This is a genomic window from Mycolicibacterium sp. lyk4-40-TYG-92, from assembly GCF_030209435.1.
Taxonomy (GTDB): Bacteria; Actinomycetota; Actinomycetes; order Mycobacteriales; family Mycobacteriaceae; genus Mycobacterium.
This window is the reverse complement of record NZ_JARVRX010000027.1, coordinates 1-17,035: the sequence shown is the minus strand read 5'-3', so window position 1 is coordinate 17,035 and position 17,035 is coordinate 1. Positions and strand designations below refer to the sequence as shown.

The 17,035-nt window shown below is 66.3% G+C and carries 16 protein-coding genes; 11 read left to right on the top strand and 5 right to left on the bottom strand.

What is annotated here, in order from left to right:
- Positions 1-35: 35 nt before the first annotated feature.
- Positions 36-1,340 carry an acyl-CoA dehydrogenase family protein gene (locus QRN63_RS27765; RefSeq protein ID WP_285034188.1) on the top strand — a complete coding sequence of 435 codons (1,305 nt, stop codon included), beginning with the start codon at positions 36-38 and terminating at the stop codon, positions 1,338-1,340.
- 14 nt (positions 1,341-1,354) lie between these two features.
- Positions 1,355-2,923 carry a class I adenylate-forming enzyme family protein gene (locus QRN63_RS27760; protein ID WP_285034187.1) on the top strand — a complete coding sequence of 523 codons (1,569 nt, stop codon included), beginning with the start codon at positions 1,355-1,357 and terminating at the stop codon, positions 2,921-2,923.
- A 70-nt stretch (positions 2,924-2,993) separates the two neighbouring features.
- Here the strand turns inward: QRN63_RS27760 and QRN63_RS27755 are convergent, their stop codons facing one another.
- Entirely contained in the window at positions 2,994-4,313 is a 1,320-nt protein-coding gene (locus QRN63_RS27755; protein WP_285034186.1) for a hypothetical protein, read from the bottom strand.
- A gap of 185 nt (positions 4,314-4,498) precedes the next feature.
- Between QRN63_RS27755 and QRN63_RS27750 the strand changes: the two genes are divergently transcribed.
- From QRN63_RS27750 to QRN63_RS27740, 3 genes are read left to right on the top strand one after another with little or no spacing between them, the layout of a single operon-like run.
- Complete coding sequence (locus QRN63_RS27750) at positions 4,499-5,317, top strand: ComEA family DNA-binding protein (protein ID WP_285034185.1); 819 nt, start codon at positions 4,499-4,501, stop codon at positions 5,315-5,317.
- Complete coding sequence (locus QRN63_RS27745) at positions 5,314-6,783, top strand: ComEC/Rec2 family competence protein (RefSeq protein ID WP_285034184.1); 1,470 nt, start codon at positions 5,314-5,316, stop codon at positions 6,781-6,783. Before QRN63_RS27750 ends, QRN63_RS27745 begins: the two co-directional genes overlap by 4 nt.
- Positions 6,784-6,813: 30 nt before the next feature.
- Positions 6,814-8,172: a type I glutamate--ammonia ligase gene (locus QRN63_RS27740; protein ID WP_285034182.1), complete on the top strand. Its 1,359-nt coding sequence runs from the start codon at positions 6,814-6,816 to the stop codon at positions 8,170-8,172.
- Between the two features lie 60 nt (positions 8,173-8,232).
- Here the strand turns inward: QRN63_RS27740 and QRN63_RS27735 are convergent, their stop codons facing one another.
- The 3 genes from QRN63_RS27735 to QRN63_RS27725 are packed head-to-tail and all read right to left on the bottom strand — an operon-like array spanning position 8,233 to position 10,451.
- The gene (locus tag QRN63_RS27735; protein ID WP_502888204.1) at positions 8,233-8,775 is read right to left on the bottom strand and encodes an Rv0361 family membrane protein; all 543 of its coding nucleotides are present in this window, start codon (positions 8,773-8,775) and stop codon (positions 8,233-8,235) included.
- 45 nt (positions 8,776-8,820) lie between these two features.
- Entirely contained in the window at positions 8,821-9,534 is a 714-nt protein-coding gene (locus QRN63_RS27730; protein WP_267319255.1) for a hypothetical protein, read from the bottom strand.
- A gap of 23 nt (positions 9,535-9,557) precedes the next feature.
- A complete protein-coding gene (locus QRN63_RS27725) occupies positions 9,558-10,451 on the bottom strand; it encodes a hypothetical protein (RefSeq protein WP_285034179.1) in 894 nt (297 codons plus the stop codon).
- 101 nt (positions 10,452-10,552) lie between these two features.
- Here QRN63_RS27725 and holA point away from each other — a divergent pair, with 101 nt between their 5' ends.
- Positions 10,553-11,515, top strand: a complete 963-nt coding sequence (holA, locus tag QRN63_RS27720; protein ID WP_285034178.1) for a DNA polymerase III subunit delta — start codon at positions 10,553-10,555, stop codon at positions 11,513-11,515.
- Positions 11,516-11,594: 79 nt separating this feature from the next.
- Here the strand turns inward: holA and rpsT are convergent, their stop codons facing one another.
- Complete coding sequence (gene rpsT, locus QRN63_RS27715) at positions 11,595-11,855, bottom strand: 30S ribosomal protein S20 (protein WP_064860034.1); 261 nt, start codon at positions 11,853-11,855, stop codon at positions 11,595-11,597.
- 228 nt (positions 11,856-12,083) lie between these two features.
- On the opposite strand from rpsT, the gene QRN63_RS27710 reads away from it, so the two are divergent.
- From QRN63_RS27710 to QRN63_RS27690, 5 genes are all read left to right on the top strand, one after another.
- Positions 12,084-13,739, top strand: a complete 1,656-nt coding sequence (locus tag QRN63_RS27710; RefSeq protein ID WP_285034176.1) for a circularly permuted type 2 ATP-grasp protein — start codon at positions 12,084-12,086, stop codon at positions 13,737-13,739.
- On the top strand, positions 13,739-14,710 hold the full coding sequence (locus QRN63_RS27705) for an alpha-E domain-containing protein (RefSeq protein ID WP_267319251.1): 972 nt from the start codon (positions 13,739-13,741) through the stop codon (positions 14,708-14,710). Before QRN63_RS27710 ends, QRN63_RS27705 begins: the two co-directional genes overlap by 1 nt.
- A gap of 1 nt (position 14,711) precedes the next feature.
- Positions 14,712-15,551, top strand: coding sequence for a transglutaminase family protein (locus tag QRN63_RS27700; RefSeq protein ID WP_267319250.1), 840 nt, complete (start codon positions 14,712-14,714; stop codon positions 15,549-15,551).
- 195 nt (positions 15,552-15,746) lie between these two features.
- Positions 15,747-16,178: a CBS domain-containing protein gene (locus QRN63_RS27695; RefSeq protein WP_285034175.1), complete on the top strand. Its 432-nt coding sequence runs from the start codon at positions 15,747-15,749 to the stop codon at positions 16,176-16,178.
- Between the two features lie 136 nt (positions 16,179-16,314).
- Positions 16,315-16,923, top strand: a complete 609-nt coding sequence (locus QRN63_RS27690; protein WP_285034173.1) for a GNAT family N-acetyltransferase — start codon at positions 16,315-16,317, stop codon at positions 16,921-16,923.
- Positions 16,924-17,035 lie beyond the last annotated feature (112 nt).

The window sequence follows — 17,035 nt, the reverse complement described above, 5'->3', positions numbered from 1 at the left end:
CACCACTGGACAGCTGCGAACAGAAGGAAAGAACCATGACACAACAGATCGAGCGCGACACGCTCAACTCGGTACGTCCGCACCTGCCATACACCGAACTGAGCGGGTTCGAGGTGCTCACCGACGACGAACGCGCCATCCAGCAGGCCATGCACGCATTTGCGCGGGATGTGATGCGGCCGACCGGAATTGCCATCGACAAACTCACCGCGGAACAAGCCATCGCTCCGAGCTCGCCGTATTGGGAATTCATGGCCACCGCGGCAGCATCCGGCATCGAATTCGATACGGCGGACGACGACGTTGCGCCGCAGGCCATGGCCCGGCTGCAGTCCATCGTGATCGAGGAATTCGGTTGGGGCGATATCGGTTTGACGGTGTCGCTGGCCGCCGCATCGTTCCCCAACATGATGGCCAAACGCATCGGCAATCAAGAACTCGTCGAGCTGACCGCCGGCAAGATCGGTGCCTGGGTCGCTACCCAGCCCGACCGCGGCTCTGACGGCACCATGCTCTACCCGGGTGAACGCCACGCCAAGGCGGCCACCGGCAACAAAGGCAACCTCACCGCACGCATTGCCGGCGGCGACATCGTCATCAACGGCCAGAGCTCAGCCTGGGTATCCAACGGCGCCGTTGCCCAGGTAGCGATCTTGACCATCGTCGCCGACTACGGTGACGGTTTTTTCGACGTCGACGGCCATCCGCACGGGGTCGAGGTCATCGTTCCGCTCGACCTGCCTGGAGTCACTCACGGCAAGCCGTTGGAGAAGTTGGGCCAACGCTCCCTGCCGCAAGGCGAGTTGTTCTTCGACAACGTCAAAGTGCCTGTGCGTTATGCAATTTCCCTCGGAGACGAATACTGGCACGGCCACGCTTCAACCTGGTCGACCGCCGGGGTGGCGATGGGCCAGATGATCACGGGGCTGGCACGAGCAGCGCTGGAACACGCGGTCGCCTACACCCATGAACGTTCGCAGGGCGGCGCATTGCTGGCCGAGCACCAGATGGTGCAATCCCGCCTCGGGGCGATGGCACGCAAAGTCGAGACCATGCGTGCGCTGGCCCGGCGCGCGGCCGAATACACACTGCTCTCGCCCGCCAAACACCCCTACTACACCGGCAGCACCAAGGTGACCTGTACGGACCTGGGGTTCGAGGTCGCCGACGAAGCGCTGCAACTATTCGGCGGCTATGGCCTTACCAGGGAATACCCGATGGAGAAACTCTTCAGGGATGCCCGTGCCGCCCGCATCGAGGATGGCGAAAACCATTTGCTGAACATGAAATTCGGATATCTGACGTCCATGATGTACCGCAGTGCGCGGCACGGAGCCTAAGGCGGAGCGCGACAATGGCTGTGACTGATTTTTTTGACCGAGGCTGGCGGGCCAACCCCGACGGCGTGGCATTCATCGCCGGCGACCGGCAATTCACCTATACCGAAATCGGTGAGCTGTCGTGCCAGGTGGGCAACGCGCTGCTGGCCGCCGGGTTCACCGGACAGGTCAACGGCGCGGTGCTGGCCGGCAATGACCCCACGGCGTGGGCATGCGTACTTGGATTGTGGCGGGCCGGGATGGCCTGGGTGCCGGTCAACCCGGTCAGCCCGCCCGAGGAGATCCAACGGATGCTGCTCAGCTTCGACTGCCAGGTGTTGTTCTGCCAGGAACAACTGTTGCCCGTCGCCGACAAGATCCGCGAAGCGCTCCCGCGGCTGCGTATGGTGATCGGACTCGGTGACGCCGTCACTGAGTCCACTGACGACGTCACCGCGCTGCGGTCGTTCATTGAATCGGTGGATACCTCTGTTCCCCAATACATTCCGGCGCAGGATGTGATCGCCGGTGTCATGCCCACCGGGGGGACCACCGGGGCCCCAAAAGGTGCGATGAACACCCACCGGAGCCTCTCGGTGAGCGCCCTGCACCACATGTTCGCCGCTCCGTACGCGAGCGATGAGCCGATCGTCAATCTCGTTGCGGCACCGATGACGCATGCTGCAGGAACCCTCACCCTGCCGTGCGCGGCCCGCGGCGGCACCGTCGTGGTGATGAACCGCATGGACCTCTCCGAGCTGGTCGATCTTGTTGAGCGACATGGGGTTACCGAGATGTACCTGCCCCCGACGGTTATTTATCGGCTGCTGGAGATGCCGGGTATCGAACAGCGGGACTTCTCGTCACTCAAATACCTCATCTACGGCGCGGCACCGATGTCGACCGAGAAGCTGCGCAAGGCCGTCGAGGTGTTCGGGCCGGTCATGCTGCAGGGCTACGGGCAAGCAGAGGCACCCACGGCGATCGCCTACATGCGGCCCGAAGAACACTTTCGCGATGGCGTCCTGGCCGAGGACGCTCGACTGTCAGCGGCAGGACGCCCGGCACCGATGGTGCGGGTGGAGATCCTCGACGACGAGGGAAACATCCTGCCGGTCGGCGAAGCAGGCGAAATCTGTGTGCGCGGGGACCTGTTGATGGACGGCTACTACAACGCACCCGAAAAAACGGCCGAGACCATCGTCGACGGCTGGTTGCATACCGGCGACATCGGTCATCTCGACGACGAGGGATTCCTGCACATCACCGACCGCAAGAAGGACCTCATCATCAGCGGCGGATTCAATGTGTACCCCAGTGAAGTCGAGCAGGTCATCTGGCGCCATCCGGCGGTGCAAGACTGCGCGGTCATCGGCGTGCCCAGTGCCGACTGGGGCGAGGCGGTCACCGTTGTCGCAGAGCTCAACGCCGGCGCCGAGCTGACCGAAGACGAACTGCTGGCCTACTGCCGACCGATATTGGGCGGCATCAAAACACCCAAATCGGCTGTGTTCGTTGCGAGCCTGCCCCGCAGCCCCAACGGCAAGGTTCTCAAAAAGGACCTCCGCGAACCCTACTGGCGGGACCGTGACCGGCAGATCTAGGTGGGCTTCGGGAATGATCCGCACGGGGCAGGTATTCGGGTCTGCGAGCCGCGCTGAGTGATTGACACTGCTATCGCCCATGCCAAATCCGGTCGTGCTCCGCGTGGGTCGACAGATACGCCCCCGGCTGGAAATGCCTGTCGTAGAACCCGAGGTCGATGTGTTGCGCCTGCAGGTAGTTCATGATGTGGACGGTCGGTACGGTGCCGGGGAACTTGCCGAACGTGTCGTCGATGTACTGCGCGGCGATGGTCAGCAAGGTGATGAACTGCTCATCGTGTCCGGCCGCAGCCGAGCGCACGGCTCGCGAATCCCGCCACGGGCCCGGGGTGTCGGGGTGAAAGGGACCGCCGGGGCCGAATTTTCGGTCGGCGAAGGCACGCACCGCGGCCGCGATGTCTGGGTAGTGGGGCCGGCTGTAGGTTTCGAAAACGCCGGGCAGCCCTGTGGGATTCGGCAGTGCCCACCGTTCGTCGGTTTGCACGTGGAATCCCAACCCGGGGACCTCTGGGTCGCCTGACGCGCCGAGGATGGTGAGCCGGTCGATACCGTCGAATGTCCAGCCGCCCAGACCCAGCGCCCCGAGCAGCAGGTGCCCGTTGTAGACGCTGGTCATCAACTCGGCGGTGGCTTCGGTGAGCGAGTACTGCTCGACGAAGGTCAGCGGGAACGGTTCGTCGTCCCGGTGCGCCAGACCCGCGGCTGCCTCCTTGAGCCCAGGGATCGGCCGGTTGTGGACGTCGTCATAGATCAGGTAGCCGTTCTGCAGGAAGAACGCCAGATTGGCCAATAGATGCTGAGCGATATCGGCGACCGGGATGACCAGCAGCGAGCCGGGGTGATTGGCGATCCATGTGTTGTGGCCTTCGAGGTAGGGCTCGGACCGTGGAATGTGGATGCGCTCGGTCGAGAGCTGGCGGTAGGAGGACACTGTCGCCGCCAGCCAGTCGTCGATGTCCACCACGCCGTCGTTGACCGGCACCGTCGGTGCCGTGTCCCGGGATGACAGGAAGTAGGTGCCCGAGTCGTCGGTGAAGAAGAACTCGACGATCTCGAATCCTGCGGCCGACGGGAACGTGCGACCTGATGCCGACCCGCTGTAGTTCGGGAACGCCGGTGCGTATCCGGGATGGTGACTGATCCCGAAATGCCAGCCGGTGACACCCGTTACCGTCGCCAGGATCAGTGCGCGTTCGACCTCGTCGAGTGGTTCGACATCCCGGGTACTGGTGTAGGCCAAGGGCCCCGACGGGATGGAGCCACCCACGGGGAAACGCCGCGACCGCCTGCCCTGAATCGCGCTCAACAGCGGAAAGCGCGCCGCCGCGGCCAGCGCTTCGCGCTGCTGTGCGGTCAAACTCAAACGTGGCGAAGGTGTTTGGGTCGTCATGGTTATCTTGACGCTAGCGCCACGGCCGCGGTTGGTCGACAGTTCGGCGCACCCCGATGCCAAACTTTGGCGCCGGTTCGGCCTCGTCTCGACATCCATCCACAGAACGTGATTCATCCACAGGCGGCCCATTCAGCCGCCCTTTGTCGCCGTTTTGGTCGGGGACGGTGCCTAACGTCGCGGACATGGTCACTCAGACACCGGTCGACCGGACGCAGCGGCGGCTCACCGCACAGCCCGGCGAGACGGCGGGCTCCGCCGCTGAATCCGACCCGCACGACGACACCTCGCTGTCCCGCTGGCTGCCCGACGCGGTGCCAGGGAGCCCCGGGTGGCTCGCGTCGGTGCGGGCCGACCCCGGGCGCGCGGGGGTGATCGCGCTTGCGGTGGTGGGCGTCGTCGCGGTCCTGGTGACCGTGATCGCCGTGCTCGGTGATGACAAACCGCCCGTGACCGCGGCGAAACTGCCTCCCGTGCAGATGGTTTCGTCCGCCGTTGCCGGGGCGCCGGCGCCTCCGGCCAAGGTCGAGGACGTCGTGGTCAGCGTGGCCGGGCTGGTTCATAAGCCCGGTGTCGTGACGCTGCCCGCGGGCGCGCGCGTCGCCGACGCCGTCACCGCCGCGGGGGGAGCGCTGGCCGGCGCCGACCTCGTCGGCCTGAACATGGCCCGCAAGGTGGCCGACGGCGAACAGATCCTGGTCGGCATCACTGCGCCATTGGGCTCGCCTGCGGTGATGCACAGCTCAGCCGGCGCGACGTCGGGACCGCCGGAGAAGGGACCGCCCGGCGACGGAAAGGGTGCTGGCGCACAAGGACCCGCTGACCTGAACACCGGGACGGAAGAACAGCTCGATGGACTGCCCGGTATCGGTCCGGTCATGGCGAAAGCGATCGTGGCGTGGCGTGCGGCCAACGGCCGGTTCGCGAGCGTCGACCAGTTGGGCGAGGTCGACGGCATCGGGCCGGGCCGGCTGGAGAAGCTGCGTGCCTTGGTCAAGGTGTGACGGGCAGCCCCGCGCCGGACGTCCCAGGCGTCGACCTGCGGTTGGTGCCGGCCGCCTTGACGTGCTGGACGGTGACGGCGGTCGGTGTGTGGTGGGGCCCGTGGGCGGCGCTGACGGCGCTGGTGCTCGCGGTGGCGGTTGTCGTCGGAATCGGGCTTCGGGTGGGCGCGGTGCGCTGGCCCGCGGTGCTCGCCGTGGCGGCGGTGGGAGCCGCATTCGCGATCGTCGCGACTGTGCGTGTGCACGCGGTCGACACTCATCCGCTGGCGTCACGGTTCGGCACGACGGTGGCCGTGACGGTCACGCCTGCCGAGTCGCCCAAGACGATCCAGGGTGGCCGGCTGATGTTCACGGCGTCGTTGCAGAGGCTGCAGGATGCCGAATCATCAGGGCGGGTCATGGTTTTCGCTCCGGCTGTCGGGTACTCGGAGGTCAGCGTGGGCCGCCCCATGGCGTTCCGGGCCCGGGTCACCCGACCCAAGCGGCGCGACCTGTCGGTGGCTGTGCTGGCCGCAGTGGGCACGCCCCGGTTCGGTACCGCGTCGACCGGGCAGCGCGCGGCGGCACACGTGCGGGCTGAATTCGGCGAGGCCGCGCGCCTGGCGTTGCCGCCCGATCAGGCCGCGATGCTCCCGGGGCTGGTGCTCGGCGATGTGTCGGCGGTCGAGTCGGACACCACGGCGGCGTTTCGCCGGGCGGGGTTGACGCATCTGACGGCGGTGTCGGGTGCGAACGTGACCATCGTGTGCGGCGCGGTGCTGCTGAGCGCGGCCTTGGTGGGACCGCGCATCGCGGTGGCGTTGGCCGCGGTGACGCTGTTCGCGTTCGTCGTCATCGTGCAGCCCTCGCCGAGCGTGTTGCGCGCTGCGGCAATGGGTTCGGTGATGTTGCTGGGCATGCTGGTGCACCGGCGGCGGCAGGCCATCCCCGCGTTGTCGGCCAGTGTGCTGGTGCTCATGGTGGTGTCCCCGGGGCTCGCGGTGGATGCCGGCTTCGCACTGTCGGTGGTGGCGACGGCGGGGCTGGTGGTGATCGCGCCAGGGTGGTCGCGCCGACTGGTCGGCCGTGGCTGGCCGAAGGTGATCGCCGACGCCGTGTGTGTGGCTGCCGCCGCGCAGCTCGTGACCGCACCGTTGGTGGCGGCCATCTCGGGAAGCCTGAGTCTGATTGCCGTCGTGGCCAATCTGCTTGTGGCTCCGGTGATTCCGCCCATCACGATTCTCGGCACCGCGGCTGCCGCGGTGGCGTGGTGCTGGCCCGCGGCGGCGCAACTGCTGATCCGGTTCACCGGACCCGAACTCTGGTGGTTGCTGCACGTCGCACGGTGGAGCGCCGCCGTTCCCGGAGCGGCGGTCAGCGTCCCGTCGGGCTGGGGCGGCGCGCTGCTGCTCGGCACGACGACGGTGGTAGGAGCGCTCCTGCTGGCTGCGTGGCGCCGGCGACGAGGAAATGCGATCCGGCCATGAACTCGCGCGCCGCGGTGCAGACTTATTGACGTGAACGACCATTCGGTGGAGTCCGCGGCGGCAGCCGTAGCGGCGCTCGAAGCGGCCGGCGTCGGGACTCTGATCGGCACCGTGGTCAATGCCGCAGGGCTGACACAGGTCAAGGTCGTTCCGCTGAATCGGGTGGCGGCGTTCGCCGATCACGGGCTCGGTACCAGTCCGACGTGGCACGTCTTCGCCATCGACCAGACCGGCATCGTGTTCAGCGAACAGACGGGGGTCATCGGGGATCGGCGCGTCCGCATCGACCTGTCGGGTCTGCGCATCCTCGACGACGGCCTCGCGTGGGCGCCCGGTGCGTTCTTCACCCAGGACGGCAACCAGGACCCGTATTGTGGTCGCGGTGTGCTGCAGCGGGTTACGCGGCGGCTGGCCGCCGCCGGGCTGACGGCTGCGGTCGGGCATGAGGTGGAGTTCGTGCTCGTCGGTCCGGACGGCGCGCAGCTGCCGTCCGATTTGTGGGCGCAGTACGGACTAGCCGGCGTGCTCGAATTCGAGGGGTTCGTCCGGGACGTGATGGACGCGGCCGCCGCCGCTGGCGTGTCCGTCGAACAGTTCCATCCCGAATACGGGGCCAACCAGTTCGAGTTCTCGCTGAAACCCCGTGATCCGGTGGCCGCCGCTGACCAGCTGGTACTCGCGCGAATCATCATCAGCCGCGTCGCCCGCCGCCACGGTCTGCGCATCAGCCTGTCTCCGGTGCCCTTCGCGGGCAGCGTGGGTTCTGGTGCACACCAACACTTCTCGCTCAGCCGTGACGGGGTGCCGGTGTTCTCCGGTGGTTCGCGCGTGCGGGGAATGACCGTGGCCGGCGAGTCGGCCGTCGCGGGGCTGCTGGCGGGCCTGCCCGGCGCGCAGGGAGTCCTGTGCGGCTCGATCGTCTCCGGGCTGCGCATCCAGCCGGGCAGCTGGTCCGGCGCCAACGTCTGCTGGGGTACCGAGAACCGGGAGGCCGCCGTCCGCTTCGTCAGCGCGGAGTCCGGCAATCCGTACGGCGCCAACGTCGAGGTCAAGATCGTCGACCCGTCGGCCAACCCATACCTGGCCTCGGCGACCATCCTCGGCCTGGCGCTCGACGGCATCACCCGCGAGCTGCCGCTGCCGCCCGAAGTCACCGTCGACCCCGGGTCCCTGACGGAAGCCCAGCGCGAGCGCGCCGGCGTCGTGACGCTGCCGACGAAGCAGACAGAGGTGCTCGACGCGCTACGCCACAGCGCTGTGGTCCGCGACATCCTCGGGGACGCGCCGGTCGACGCCGTGCTGGGTGTGCGCGGCTACGAACAGCAGAACTACGGCGGCCTGTCCGACACCGAACTGGCCGAGAAGTTCCGGCTGGCGTGGAGCGTGTGATCGGTCGGGTCGCGGAAGCTCTTCGGCCAGTGGGTATTCGAGGCTTCCGGTGAGTCTGGGCTAACTGGGGTTACAGAGCTTCCACGTCCTGTTTTCGCGCTTGAGTTTGAGGGTCACCGTGGCGGAAGGAGGCCGTGTGACCTCAACTGTCGCCGTGTTGTTGCTGACTTTGATGGCACCGATATTCACTGGCTGGCGTTGGGCGGGCACGATGGGGCCGTCATCCGGTTGACCTTCGAAGCCGTCGACGAACTGAGCTCTTTCTTCTTCGCACATCATCGAAGCCAGCTTTTTGGTGTCAGCCGTGTCGGATGCTTCAGCGAACGCCTTCACGGTGTCTCGGATGCTGGCCAGTTGTTGTTTGCTCTGATACCGGCTGTACCCCCAGTACCCTAATCCGCCGATGCCTACGACAACGGCCAGCAGCACAGGCAGCAGCCAGGTTCGCGGTGCACGCCTCGGCGCGGTGGGCTGCCACCCGTACGGTGGCAAGCTGGGCGGTTGTGGAGGTCCGCCCCAGTTGGGTGGGGCGCCACCCCAATTGGGTTGCGGTGGCGCGCCCCACTGCGGCTGCGGGCCAGGCACCCACTGCGCTGGCGGCATTGGACGGTTGGGCTGCGGCGGCCACGGTCCAGGAGTACTCATGGCTCAGTTATCCAATGGCCGGGTGATGAAGTCGTCCAACGCTTCACCAAATGGTGCGATTTCGAAGTCGGGTTCGTAGTAGGTAATTGCTTGTCCTGCCGGGAGATCCGGAGAGAAATACAAGGCAGTTTCGTCATTGACGCCGGTGACGAACATCAAACGTTGGGTGCCGGGGAACGGCAGGTCTTCGAACCATTCGATGATCTCGTTTGTGTCTGGATCGCCCCACCGAGCGGCGAGAGTAGTCATGTTGGCAGGCGTGGCCAACCCGTACGTTTCATCATCGAAGGTGGTGTAGCCGGCGTGCACCTGCCTCAGAAAGGTCTGCACCGGTGTGGGTAGGGCAGCGAAGAAGGGGGGTTCGGCATTGTCGAAGGTGCGCGGGTCCTCACCCGCCCAGACGCAGAGTCCGCCCTCATCGGTGCGTAGCACGTAATCGAGTGAGGCCGTGGTCAGGTGTCCATGCCTTGCGACCCGAACGTCAACCAAGCCTGTTTGCAGCGCGTGGGCGTAACGGGGGATCAAGGCGAGGAAGTCGGCGTTCCACAGTGCCAATGCGGCGTGTTTACGTTCTTCGGAGTCAGTGGATTCAGCTACGGGCCACCAATTTTCGGGGATGATGGCTCGCGTTTGTGAACTTGGTTCGAGGATGGTCACATCTTTGACCAGCCAGTCGCCGACTGCCGCGGTCAGAGCCTGTTGATCGATTTCGGCCATCGATGTTGTCGTCCTTGCGTGAGTTAGCGAACCTGGCTGTCAGCCAGTTGGGCGATCAAGTCCGTGAGTTCTTTGCGCTTCCGGTCTTGCAATGCGATCTGTTCCTGCTGCCAGTCCGAGTCGACGCCCTTCATGTCTTCGGCTGATTTGGAGTTTTTGTTCTGTGCGTTGACCTCTGACGGCAGCCACTGCAAATTTATTGGCGCATTGAGCACTTCCCACTGATTTTCGGGTGTCAACTCCAGAAATCTAGGCAGATACAGGATTTCGACTTTCGGGACGATATGGTCAGGTGAGATCGCGGGCACATTTTCGCCCTTGACCACTCTGGTCCCCACTCCGTAGCCGGAAGCGTGTTTTGCGTCGGGCTTCGGCGGCTGCTCGCCTTGTAGTGGAACTAGAGGGTAGTCGGCCATCGGATTCTGTAGCTTCTTGACGATGTCCCATAGTGGCCGCAGCGGATGATTCCGGGGAATCGTCACTCGTCCGTCGGACATCTTTGCCGGTGGAGTCGGGTTCTGCCATCTTGGCCGTGCAGCGGCGGTGGCCCGCGCCATGGCCTGAGAGTTTTTCTCGCTCAGAGGTTTCGGTGCGGGACCGTTGTCGCGCAGCCTGTCGACAACCGCTTCGCATCGCGCGAGGCTTGCGAGGAGCCCGTCCTTCTCTGCGTTGAGTTGGTCAGCTTCCCTGTTGACGGGGCCCGCTACCTCGGGCGGCGCGACGCCGCTCGGCGGTAGGAGCTGGTTGTGGGCGGCGATCTTGGCCTGGTTGGCATCCAGCGCTGCTACCTGTGCCGGGCACGCAGCGGCATCGGCATAGGCGATCGCCGACGACGGCAATGCCAGCAACAACGTGGAGAGAAGCAGTACCAGTACTGCGAATAGCCCCCGTATGCGCATGTCCCGCCCCACGGTCATGGTCCCCCTCCCCGGCATCACCAATCACGCATCGCAACCCTAAGCCCGTATTCGCAGCCCGCCCTGCGCTGATTGTCTGGCCGCCATGAAACGATCAACAGGTGAGTGGATCGACCGAGGCGTTGCATCTGGTGCTGGGCGACGAGGAACTGCTGGTCGAGCGGGCGGTGGCGGACGTATTGCGGAACGCGCGCAAGCGGGCCGGCAACGACAACGTGCCCGTCGACCGCCTGCGGGCCGGTGATGTGTCCACCAGCGAGCTCGCCGAACTGCTGAGCCCGTCGCTGTTCGCCGAAGAGCGCGTGGTGGTCCTCGAGTCTGCCGCCGAAGCCGGCAAGGACGCCGTCGCCCTCATCGCCGACGCGGCAGCCGACCTGCCGGGCGGCACCATGCTCGTCGTCGTGCACTCGGGCGGTGGCCGCGCGAAGGCACTGGCCGACCAGCTGAAAAAGCTTGGCGCCGAGGTGCATCCGTGCGCGAAGATCACCAAGGCCGCCGAGCGCGCCGACTTCGTCCGCAAGGAATTCCGGTCGCTGAAGGTGAAGGTCGGCGACGACGCCGTCAACGCGGTCCTCGATTCCGTCGGCTCAGATATCCGCGAACTGGCGGCGGCGTGCTCGCAGCTGGTGGCCGACACTGGCGGCCAGATCGATGCGGCGGCCGTGCGGCGCTACTACTCCGGAAAGGCGGAGGTGAACGGGTTCGACATCGCCGACAAGGCAGTCTCGGGTGACGTTAGCGGCGTCGCCGAGGCGTTGCGCTGGGCGATGGCCGGCGGCGTGCCGCACGTGGTGCTGGCCGATGCACTGGCCGAGGCCGTGCATTCGATCGCGCGCGTCGGTGGTCAGTCGGGCGACCCGTACCGGCTGGCGGGGGAGCTGGGGATGCCGCCGTGGCGCGTCCAGAAGGCGCAGAAGCAGGCCCGGCGCTGGTCCCGGGACACCGTGGCAGAGGCGCTGCGGGTGGTCGCGGCGCTGAACGCCGACGTCAAGGGTGCCGCGGCCAACGCCGACTACGCGCTGGAGTCGGCGGTGCGGCGCGTGGCGGAGCTGGCGGACAGCTGAGCGGCCGGCCCACCCCACGCACACAACAAAACCGCGGCCCGATCATCGGGCCGCGGTTTCGCGAAACTAGAGGCTCAGATCAGAGCTTGTTGAAGGCCAGGGTCAGCGCCGACTTCTTGTTGGCGGCCTGGTTCTTGTGGATGACACCCTTGGTGGCGGCCTTGTCCAGCTTGCGGTTGGTGGCGACGAGCAGCTCGCCGGCCTTGTCCTTCTCGCCCGCCTCGACGGCCTCACGGAATCCGCGGATGGCCGTACGCAGCGCCGACTTCACCGACTGGTTGCGCAGACGTGCACGCTCGTTGGTGCGGATGCGCTTTTCCTGCGACTTGATGTTGGCCACGCGTGTCGTTCCTTCTAAATCTCAATTTGGGCATGCTCTGAGACGAGCCTGCTCGGTCTTAAGTCTGTGCTCTTCGCCCGTCAACGGGCAGCGACTGTTCAGGTTACCAGCGTCCATGCGAAATCCCCAAAGCGCGGGATACGCGCACTGGCCGGCGACGACCCCGAGCATATCTGTGAATGCCAAGTTGCCCTGCCGAAACTGCCAGGTTGATGCAGCATGTCTGCCATGAGCCCACGGACATCGCAGAGCGGCCAGGTACGGACGCGGCCCACCTCCCCAGGGAATCGCTACGACGGTGTGTTCGACGGCTATGACGACGTCGACAGCTATGCCGCCGCGTACGACGAGATGTTCGACGCCCAGGGCGCCGTGCGCGGTCTCTACAAGGGCGTCTTCGCCGAGTTGGCACCGTCGGACACCTCCGAGCTGGCGGCCCGGTCCGAAGCGCTCGGCCGCGCGTTCACCGACCAGGGCATCACGTTCTCGCTGTCCGGCCAGGAGCGGCCGTTTCCGCTTGACCTGGTGCCCAGGGTCATCTCGGCCGCCGAGTGGTCGAAGCTGGAAAAGGGCATCAAGCAGCGGGTCAAGGCGCTCGAGATGTACCTCGACGACGTCTACGGCGATCAGGAGATCCTGCGCGACGGGGTGATCCCGCGCCGCCTGGTGACCTCGTGCGAGCACTTCCACCGCGAGGCCGCCGGCATCGTCCCGCCCAACGGCGTCCGCATCCACGTCGCAGGTATCGACCTGATTCGCGACGACAAGGGCGACTTCCGGGTGCTCGAGGACAACCTGCGCTCACCGTCCGGGGTGTCCTACGTGATGGAGAACCGGCGCACCATGGCCCGCGTTTTCCCGAACCTCTTCGCCACGCACCGGGTCCGGGCGGTGGGCGACTACTCGTCGCACCTGCTGCGGGCGCTGCGCAACGCCGCGGCGTCGAACGAAGCCGACCCGACTGTGGTGGTCCTCACCCCCGGCGTCTACAACTCGGCCTACTTCGAGCACTCACTGCTGGCCCGGCAGATGGGCGTCGAACTGGTCGAGGGCCGCGACCTGTTCTGTCGCGACAACGTCGTCTACATGCGGACCACCGAAGGTGAGCGTCAGGTGGACGTCATCTACCGACGGATCGACGACATGTTCCTCGACCCCATGCAGTTCCGGCCCGACACCGTGCTGGGCGTCGCCGGGCTGCTCAACGCGGCGCGGGCGGGCAACGTCGTCATCTCCAGCGCGGTGGGCAACGGGGTCGGTGACGACAAGCTCGTCTATACCTACGTGCCGACCATCATCGAGTACTACCTGGGCGAGAAGCCCCTGCTGGCGAACGTCGACACCTACCGCTGCTGGCTCGAGGAGGAATGCGAGGAAGTGCTCGACCGCATTCGGGAGCTTGTCATCAAGCCGGTCGAGGGCTCGGGCGGCTACGGCATCGTCTTCGGACCGGACGCCTCCGAGAAGGAGATCGCGGCAATCTCGAAGAAGGTCCGCTCCGACCCGCGCGGGTGGATCGCCCAGCCGGTGGTGCAGCTGTCGACGGTGCCGACGCGGATCGGCGACAAGCTGGCCCCGCGGCACGTCGATCTGCGGCCGTTCGCGGTCAACGACGGTGACGACGTGTGGGTGCTGCCTGGTGGCCTGACGCGCGTCGCCCTGCCGGAGGGCTCGCTGGTGGTTAACTCCAGCCAGGGCGGTGGTTCCAAGGACACCTGGGTGCTGGCGTCGCGGGCATCGACCGCCACCCACGAGCTCGCCGCCGCCGAAGTCGTCCGCTCGCTGCCGTCGGCCGGCCAGGCCGCCGACGAGGGACCCCCGCAGCAGGCGGTCCAAACTGCCCAGCAACAACAGCAGCAACAGCAACAGGCGGTGATGTACTGATGTTGGCGCGCAACGCGGAATCGCTGTACTGGATCGGCCGCTACGTCGAGCGGGCCGACGACACCGCCCGCATCCTGGACGTCACCGTGCACCAGCTGTTGGAGGACTCGAGCGTCGTTCCCGACCTCGCCTCGCGAACGCTGTTGCGGGTCTTGGGGATCGAGCCCCCGGCGGCTCCACTGGACATGTGGTCGTTGACCGACCTGGTCGCGTTCGGCCGCGGTGATGGGCAGAATTCGATCGTCGAGTCGATCTCGGCGGCCCGCGAGAATGCCCGCGGTGCGCGCGAAGTCACGTCGACCGAGATGTGGGAATGCCTCAACACCACCTACAACGCGCTGGCCGAGCGTGAGCGGGCCGCCAGAAGGCTTGGGCCACACGAGTTCCTGAGCTTCGTGGAAGGCCGCGCCGCGATGTTCGCGGGCCTGGCCGACTCGACGCTGTCGCGCGACGACGGCTACCGCTTCATGATGCTGGGCCGGGCCATCGAGCGCGTCGACATGACGGTGCGTCTGCTGCTGGCGCGTGTCGGTGACAGTGCGTCGTCGCCGGCGTGGGTGACGGTGCTGCGCTCGGCCGGTGCCCATGACACCTACCTGCGGACCTACCGAGGCGTGCTCGACGCTGGCCGGGTCGTCGAATTCATGTTGCTGGACAGGCTGTTTCCGCGGTCGGTGTTCTATTCGCTGCGGCTGGCCGAGCGGCATCTCGACGAGTTGCACAACCGGCCGCATGACCGCATCGGCGCCACCGGTGAGGCGCAGCGCCTCCTCGGCCGGGCGCGTAGCGAACTGGAGTTCCTGCAGCCGGGCCTGCTGCTGGATTCGCTGGAGGACCGCTTGGCCGGCCTGCAACGTAGCTGCCGGGACGTCGGAGAAGCATTGGCGCTGGAGTACTTTCACGCGGCACCGTGGGTCGCCTGGACGGACGCGGGCCGCCCGGTGTCGGTTATCGAAGAAGGTGAGATCTGATATGTGGCGGCTCAGAGTTGTCCATGCCACCGGGTATGCGTACAAGTCGGCGGTGACGGCGTCGTTCAACGAGGCCAGGTTGACGCCGCGCTCGGACTCGCGGCAGAACGTCGTCCTCAACCGTGTCGAGACCACGCCGGCCACCCGGTCGTACCGGTATATCGACTACTGGGGCACCGCGGTGACGGCCTTCGATCTGCATGCGCCGCACACCGAGTTGGAGGTGACGTCGTCCTCGGTCGTCGAGACCGACAAGGGTGAGATGCCCGCGGAGCTGGTCACGTGGGACGACCTGGCGGGTGCCGGCGTGCGGGACCGGTTCGACGAACTGCTCGTCCCGACCCGGTACACGCCGGTCAGCAAGCGCCTGCAGCGCGTCGGCCAGCGGATCATGAAGTACTACGACCCGCAGGAGGCCGTGGTCGCCGCGGCGAACTGGGTGAACACCGAACTCGACTACGTCCCCGGCACCACCGGTGTGCACTCGTCAGGACTGGATGCGTTGCGCGAAGGCAAGGGCGTGTGTCAGGACTTCGCGCACCTGACGCTGATCCTGTTGCGCGGCATGGGAATTCCGGCCCGGTACGTGTCCGGCTATCTGCACCCGCAGCGCCGGGCGGAGGTCGGCGACACCATCGAAGGCCAGAGCCACGCCTGGGTGCAGGCCTGGACCGGCGGCTGGTGGGACTACGACCCGACGAACGACGTCGAGATCAACGAGCAGTACGTGACCGTCGCTGTGGGCCGGGACTATGCGGACGTCACCCCACTGAAGGGCATCTACTCCGGCGAGGGATCCACCGACCTTGCTGTCATCGTGGAAATCACGCGGCTGGCCTGAACCCGCGGCGGAGTGTCGAACCTCTCACCTTGACACGCTGTGTGACGCAGGCTCGCGCCCGAGACCGCGGGCAAGAGCCTCGCCGAGACAGCTGCGACGTACTGACACTGATATTTGGCAGCCGCGCCAAATCCCTTCGCGACGTGTCCTCCCGACTACCATGGATGTGAGGTAGATCACGATCGGAGGCGGACGATGCGAATCGCGGACGTGCTGAGTAACAAGGGTGCCGCGGTAGCGACCATCACCCCCGAGACCACGGTGTCCCAACTGCTGGCCAGCCTCGCGGCGCTGAACATCGGCGCCATGGTGGTGGTCGGGGCCGACGGATTGGCCGGCATCGTGTCCGAGCGCGACGTCGTGCGCGAACTCCACAAGCGCGGCGGTGGCCTCCTGGGCCAGCCGGTTTCGGAGATCATGACGACCGTGCTGGCGACCTGCACGCCGCGCGACACCGTCGACCATCTCGTAGTGCTGATGACCCAGAACCGGGTGCGGCATGTGCCCGTCATCGACGACGGCCGGCTCGCCGGCATCGTCAGCATCGGTGACGTCGTCAAGACCCGGATGGAAGAACTCGAGACCGAACAGCAGCAACTGCAGGACTACATCACCCAGGGCAGGTAACCTCCCGCGAGCGGCCGCGTCTGTACGGCGAGACGCCGGTATTGCGTGCAATTCGAGGCCGCTCGTCAGCCGCGAGCGAGCGCAGACTGTCCGGAGAGTCTGGGCGGTGCGTGGCAGTTCACGGCAAGCTGGCGGCATGCGTGAAATTCAGACCCGGGCGGCTACTCGTTCCGACATCGGCGGCTTGTCGCACACCCTTGCCCGCGCCTTCGCCGACGACCCGGTGATGAAGTGGATGCTGCCCGACGATGGGCTGCGCCGGCGCCGGCTGCCGCGCCTGTTCACGGCGCTCACCAAGTACCAGCATTTGGGCCACGGTGGCGTCGAGGTGGCCTTGTCGGCGGACGGCATCGGGGCCGCGGCGTTGTGGGATCCCCCGGGCAAGTGGCAGCAGACGCGCGGCGACGAGCTTCGTACCGCGCCGATCATGCTGCTGACATTGGGCACCGCGGTGTTGCGCGGACAGACGGCCGCGGAGTTGATGAAGAAGCACCATCCGGAGGAGCCGCATTGGTACCTCGCGGTGATCGGCAGCGATCCGACGGTGCGCGGCGGTGGTTTCGGGCAGGCTCTGATGACGTCGCGCCTGGACCGCGTTGATGCGGAACACGCGCCCGCCTACTTGGAGTCGAGCAATCCGGTCAACGTGCCGTACTACGAGCGGTTCGGGTTCGAGGTCACCGGTGAGATGAAGCTGCCGAACGGCGGGCCGAGCCTGATTCCGATGTGGCGTCCGGCGCGCTGAGTGCGATCAACGCCCGCTCGTCGGGCGCGAGCGGCCCTGAATTGCAGGCAAGAAGCGGGGCGGATTCAAGGTTCCAGTGCAACAGCGGGTGAACTGAACGGATTGCACAGTA

Bases quoted from the DNA above. Each gene is read 5' to 3' on its own strand.
- QRN63_RS27760 (WP_285034187.1), top strand. From the start codon at position 1,355: ATGGCTGTGACTGATTTTTTTGACCGAGGCTGGCGGGCCAACCCCGAC.
- QRN63_RS27695 (WP_285034175.1), top strand. From the start codon at position 15,747: ATGCGAATCGCGGACGTGCTGAGTAACAAGGGTGCCGCGGTAGCGACC.
- QRN63_RS27765 (WP_285034188.1), top strand. From the start codon at position 36: ATGACACAACAGATCGAGCGCGACACGCTCAACTCGGTACGTCCGCAC.
- QRN63_RS27690 (WP_285034173.1), top strand. From the start codon at position 16,315: ATGCGTGAAATTCAGACCCGGGCGGCTACTCGTTCCGACATCGGCGGC.
- QRN63_RS27735 (WP_502888204.1), bottom strand. From the start codon at position 8,775: ATGCCGCCAGCGCAGTGGGTGCCTGGCCCGCAGCCGCAGTGGGGCGCG.
- QRN63_RS27730 (WP_267319255.1), bottom strand. From the start codon at position 9,534: ATGGCCGAAATCGATCAACAGGCTCTGACCGCGGCAGTCGGCGACTGG.
- QRN63_RS27755 (WP_285034186.1), bottom strand. From the start codon at position 4,313: ATGACGACCCAAACACCTTCGCCACGTTTGAGTTTGACCGCACAGCAG.
- QRN63_RS27750 (WP_285034185.1), top strand. From the start codon at position 4,499: ATGGTCACTCAGACACCGGTCGACCGGACGCAGCGGCGGCTCACCGCA.
- QRN63_RS27725 (WP_285034179.1), bottom strand. From the start codon at position 10,451: ATGACCGTGGGGCGGGACATGCGCATACGGGGGCTATTCGCAGTACTG.
- QRN63_RS27700 (WP_267319250.1), top strand. From the start codon at position 14,712: ATGTGGCGGCTCAGAGTTGTCCATGCCACCGGGTATGCGTACAAGTCG.
- QRN63_RS27705 (WP_267319251.1), top strand. From the start codon at position 13,739: ATGTTGGCGCGCAACGCGGAATCGCTGTACTGGATCGGCCGCTACGTC.
- QRN63_RS27710 (WP_285034176.1), top strand. From the start codon at position 12,084: ATGAGCCCACGGACATCGCAGAGCGGCCAGGTACGGACGCGGCCCACC.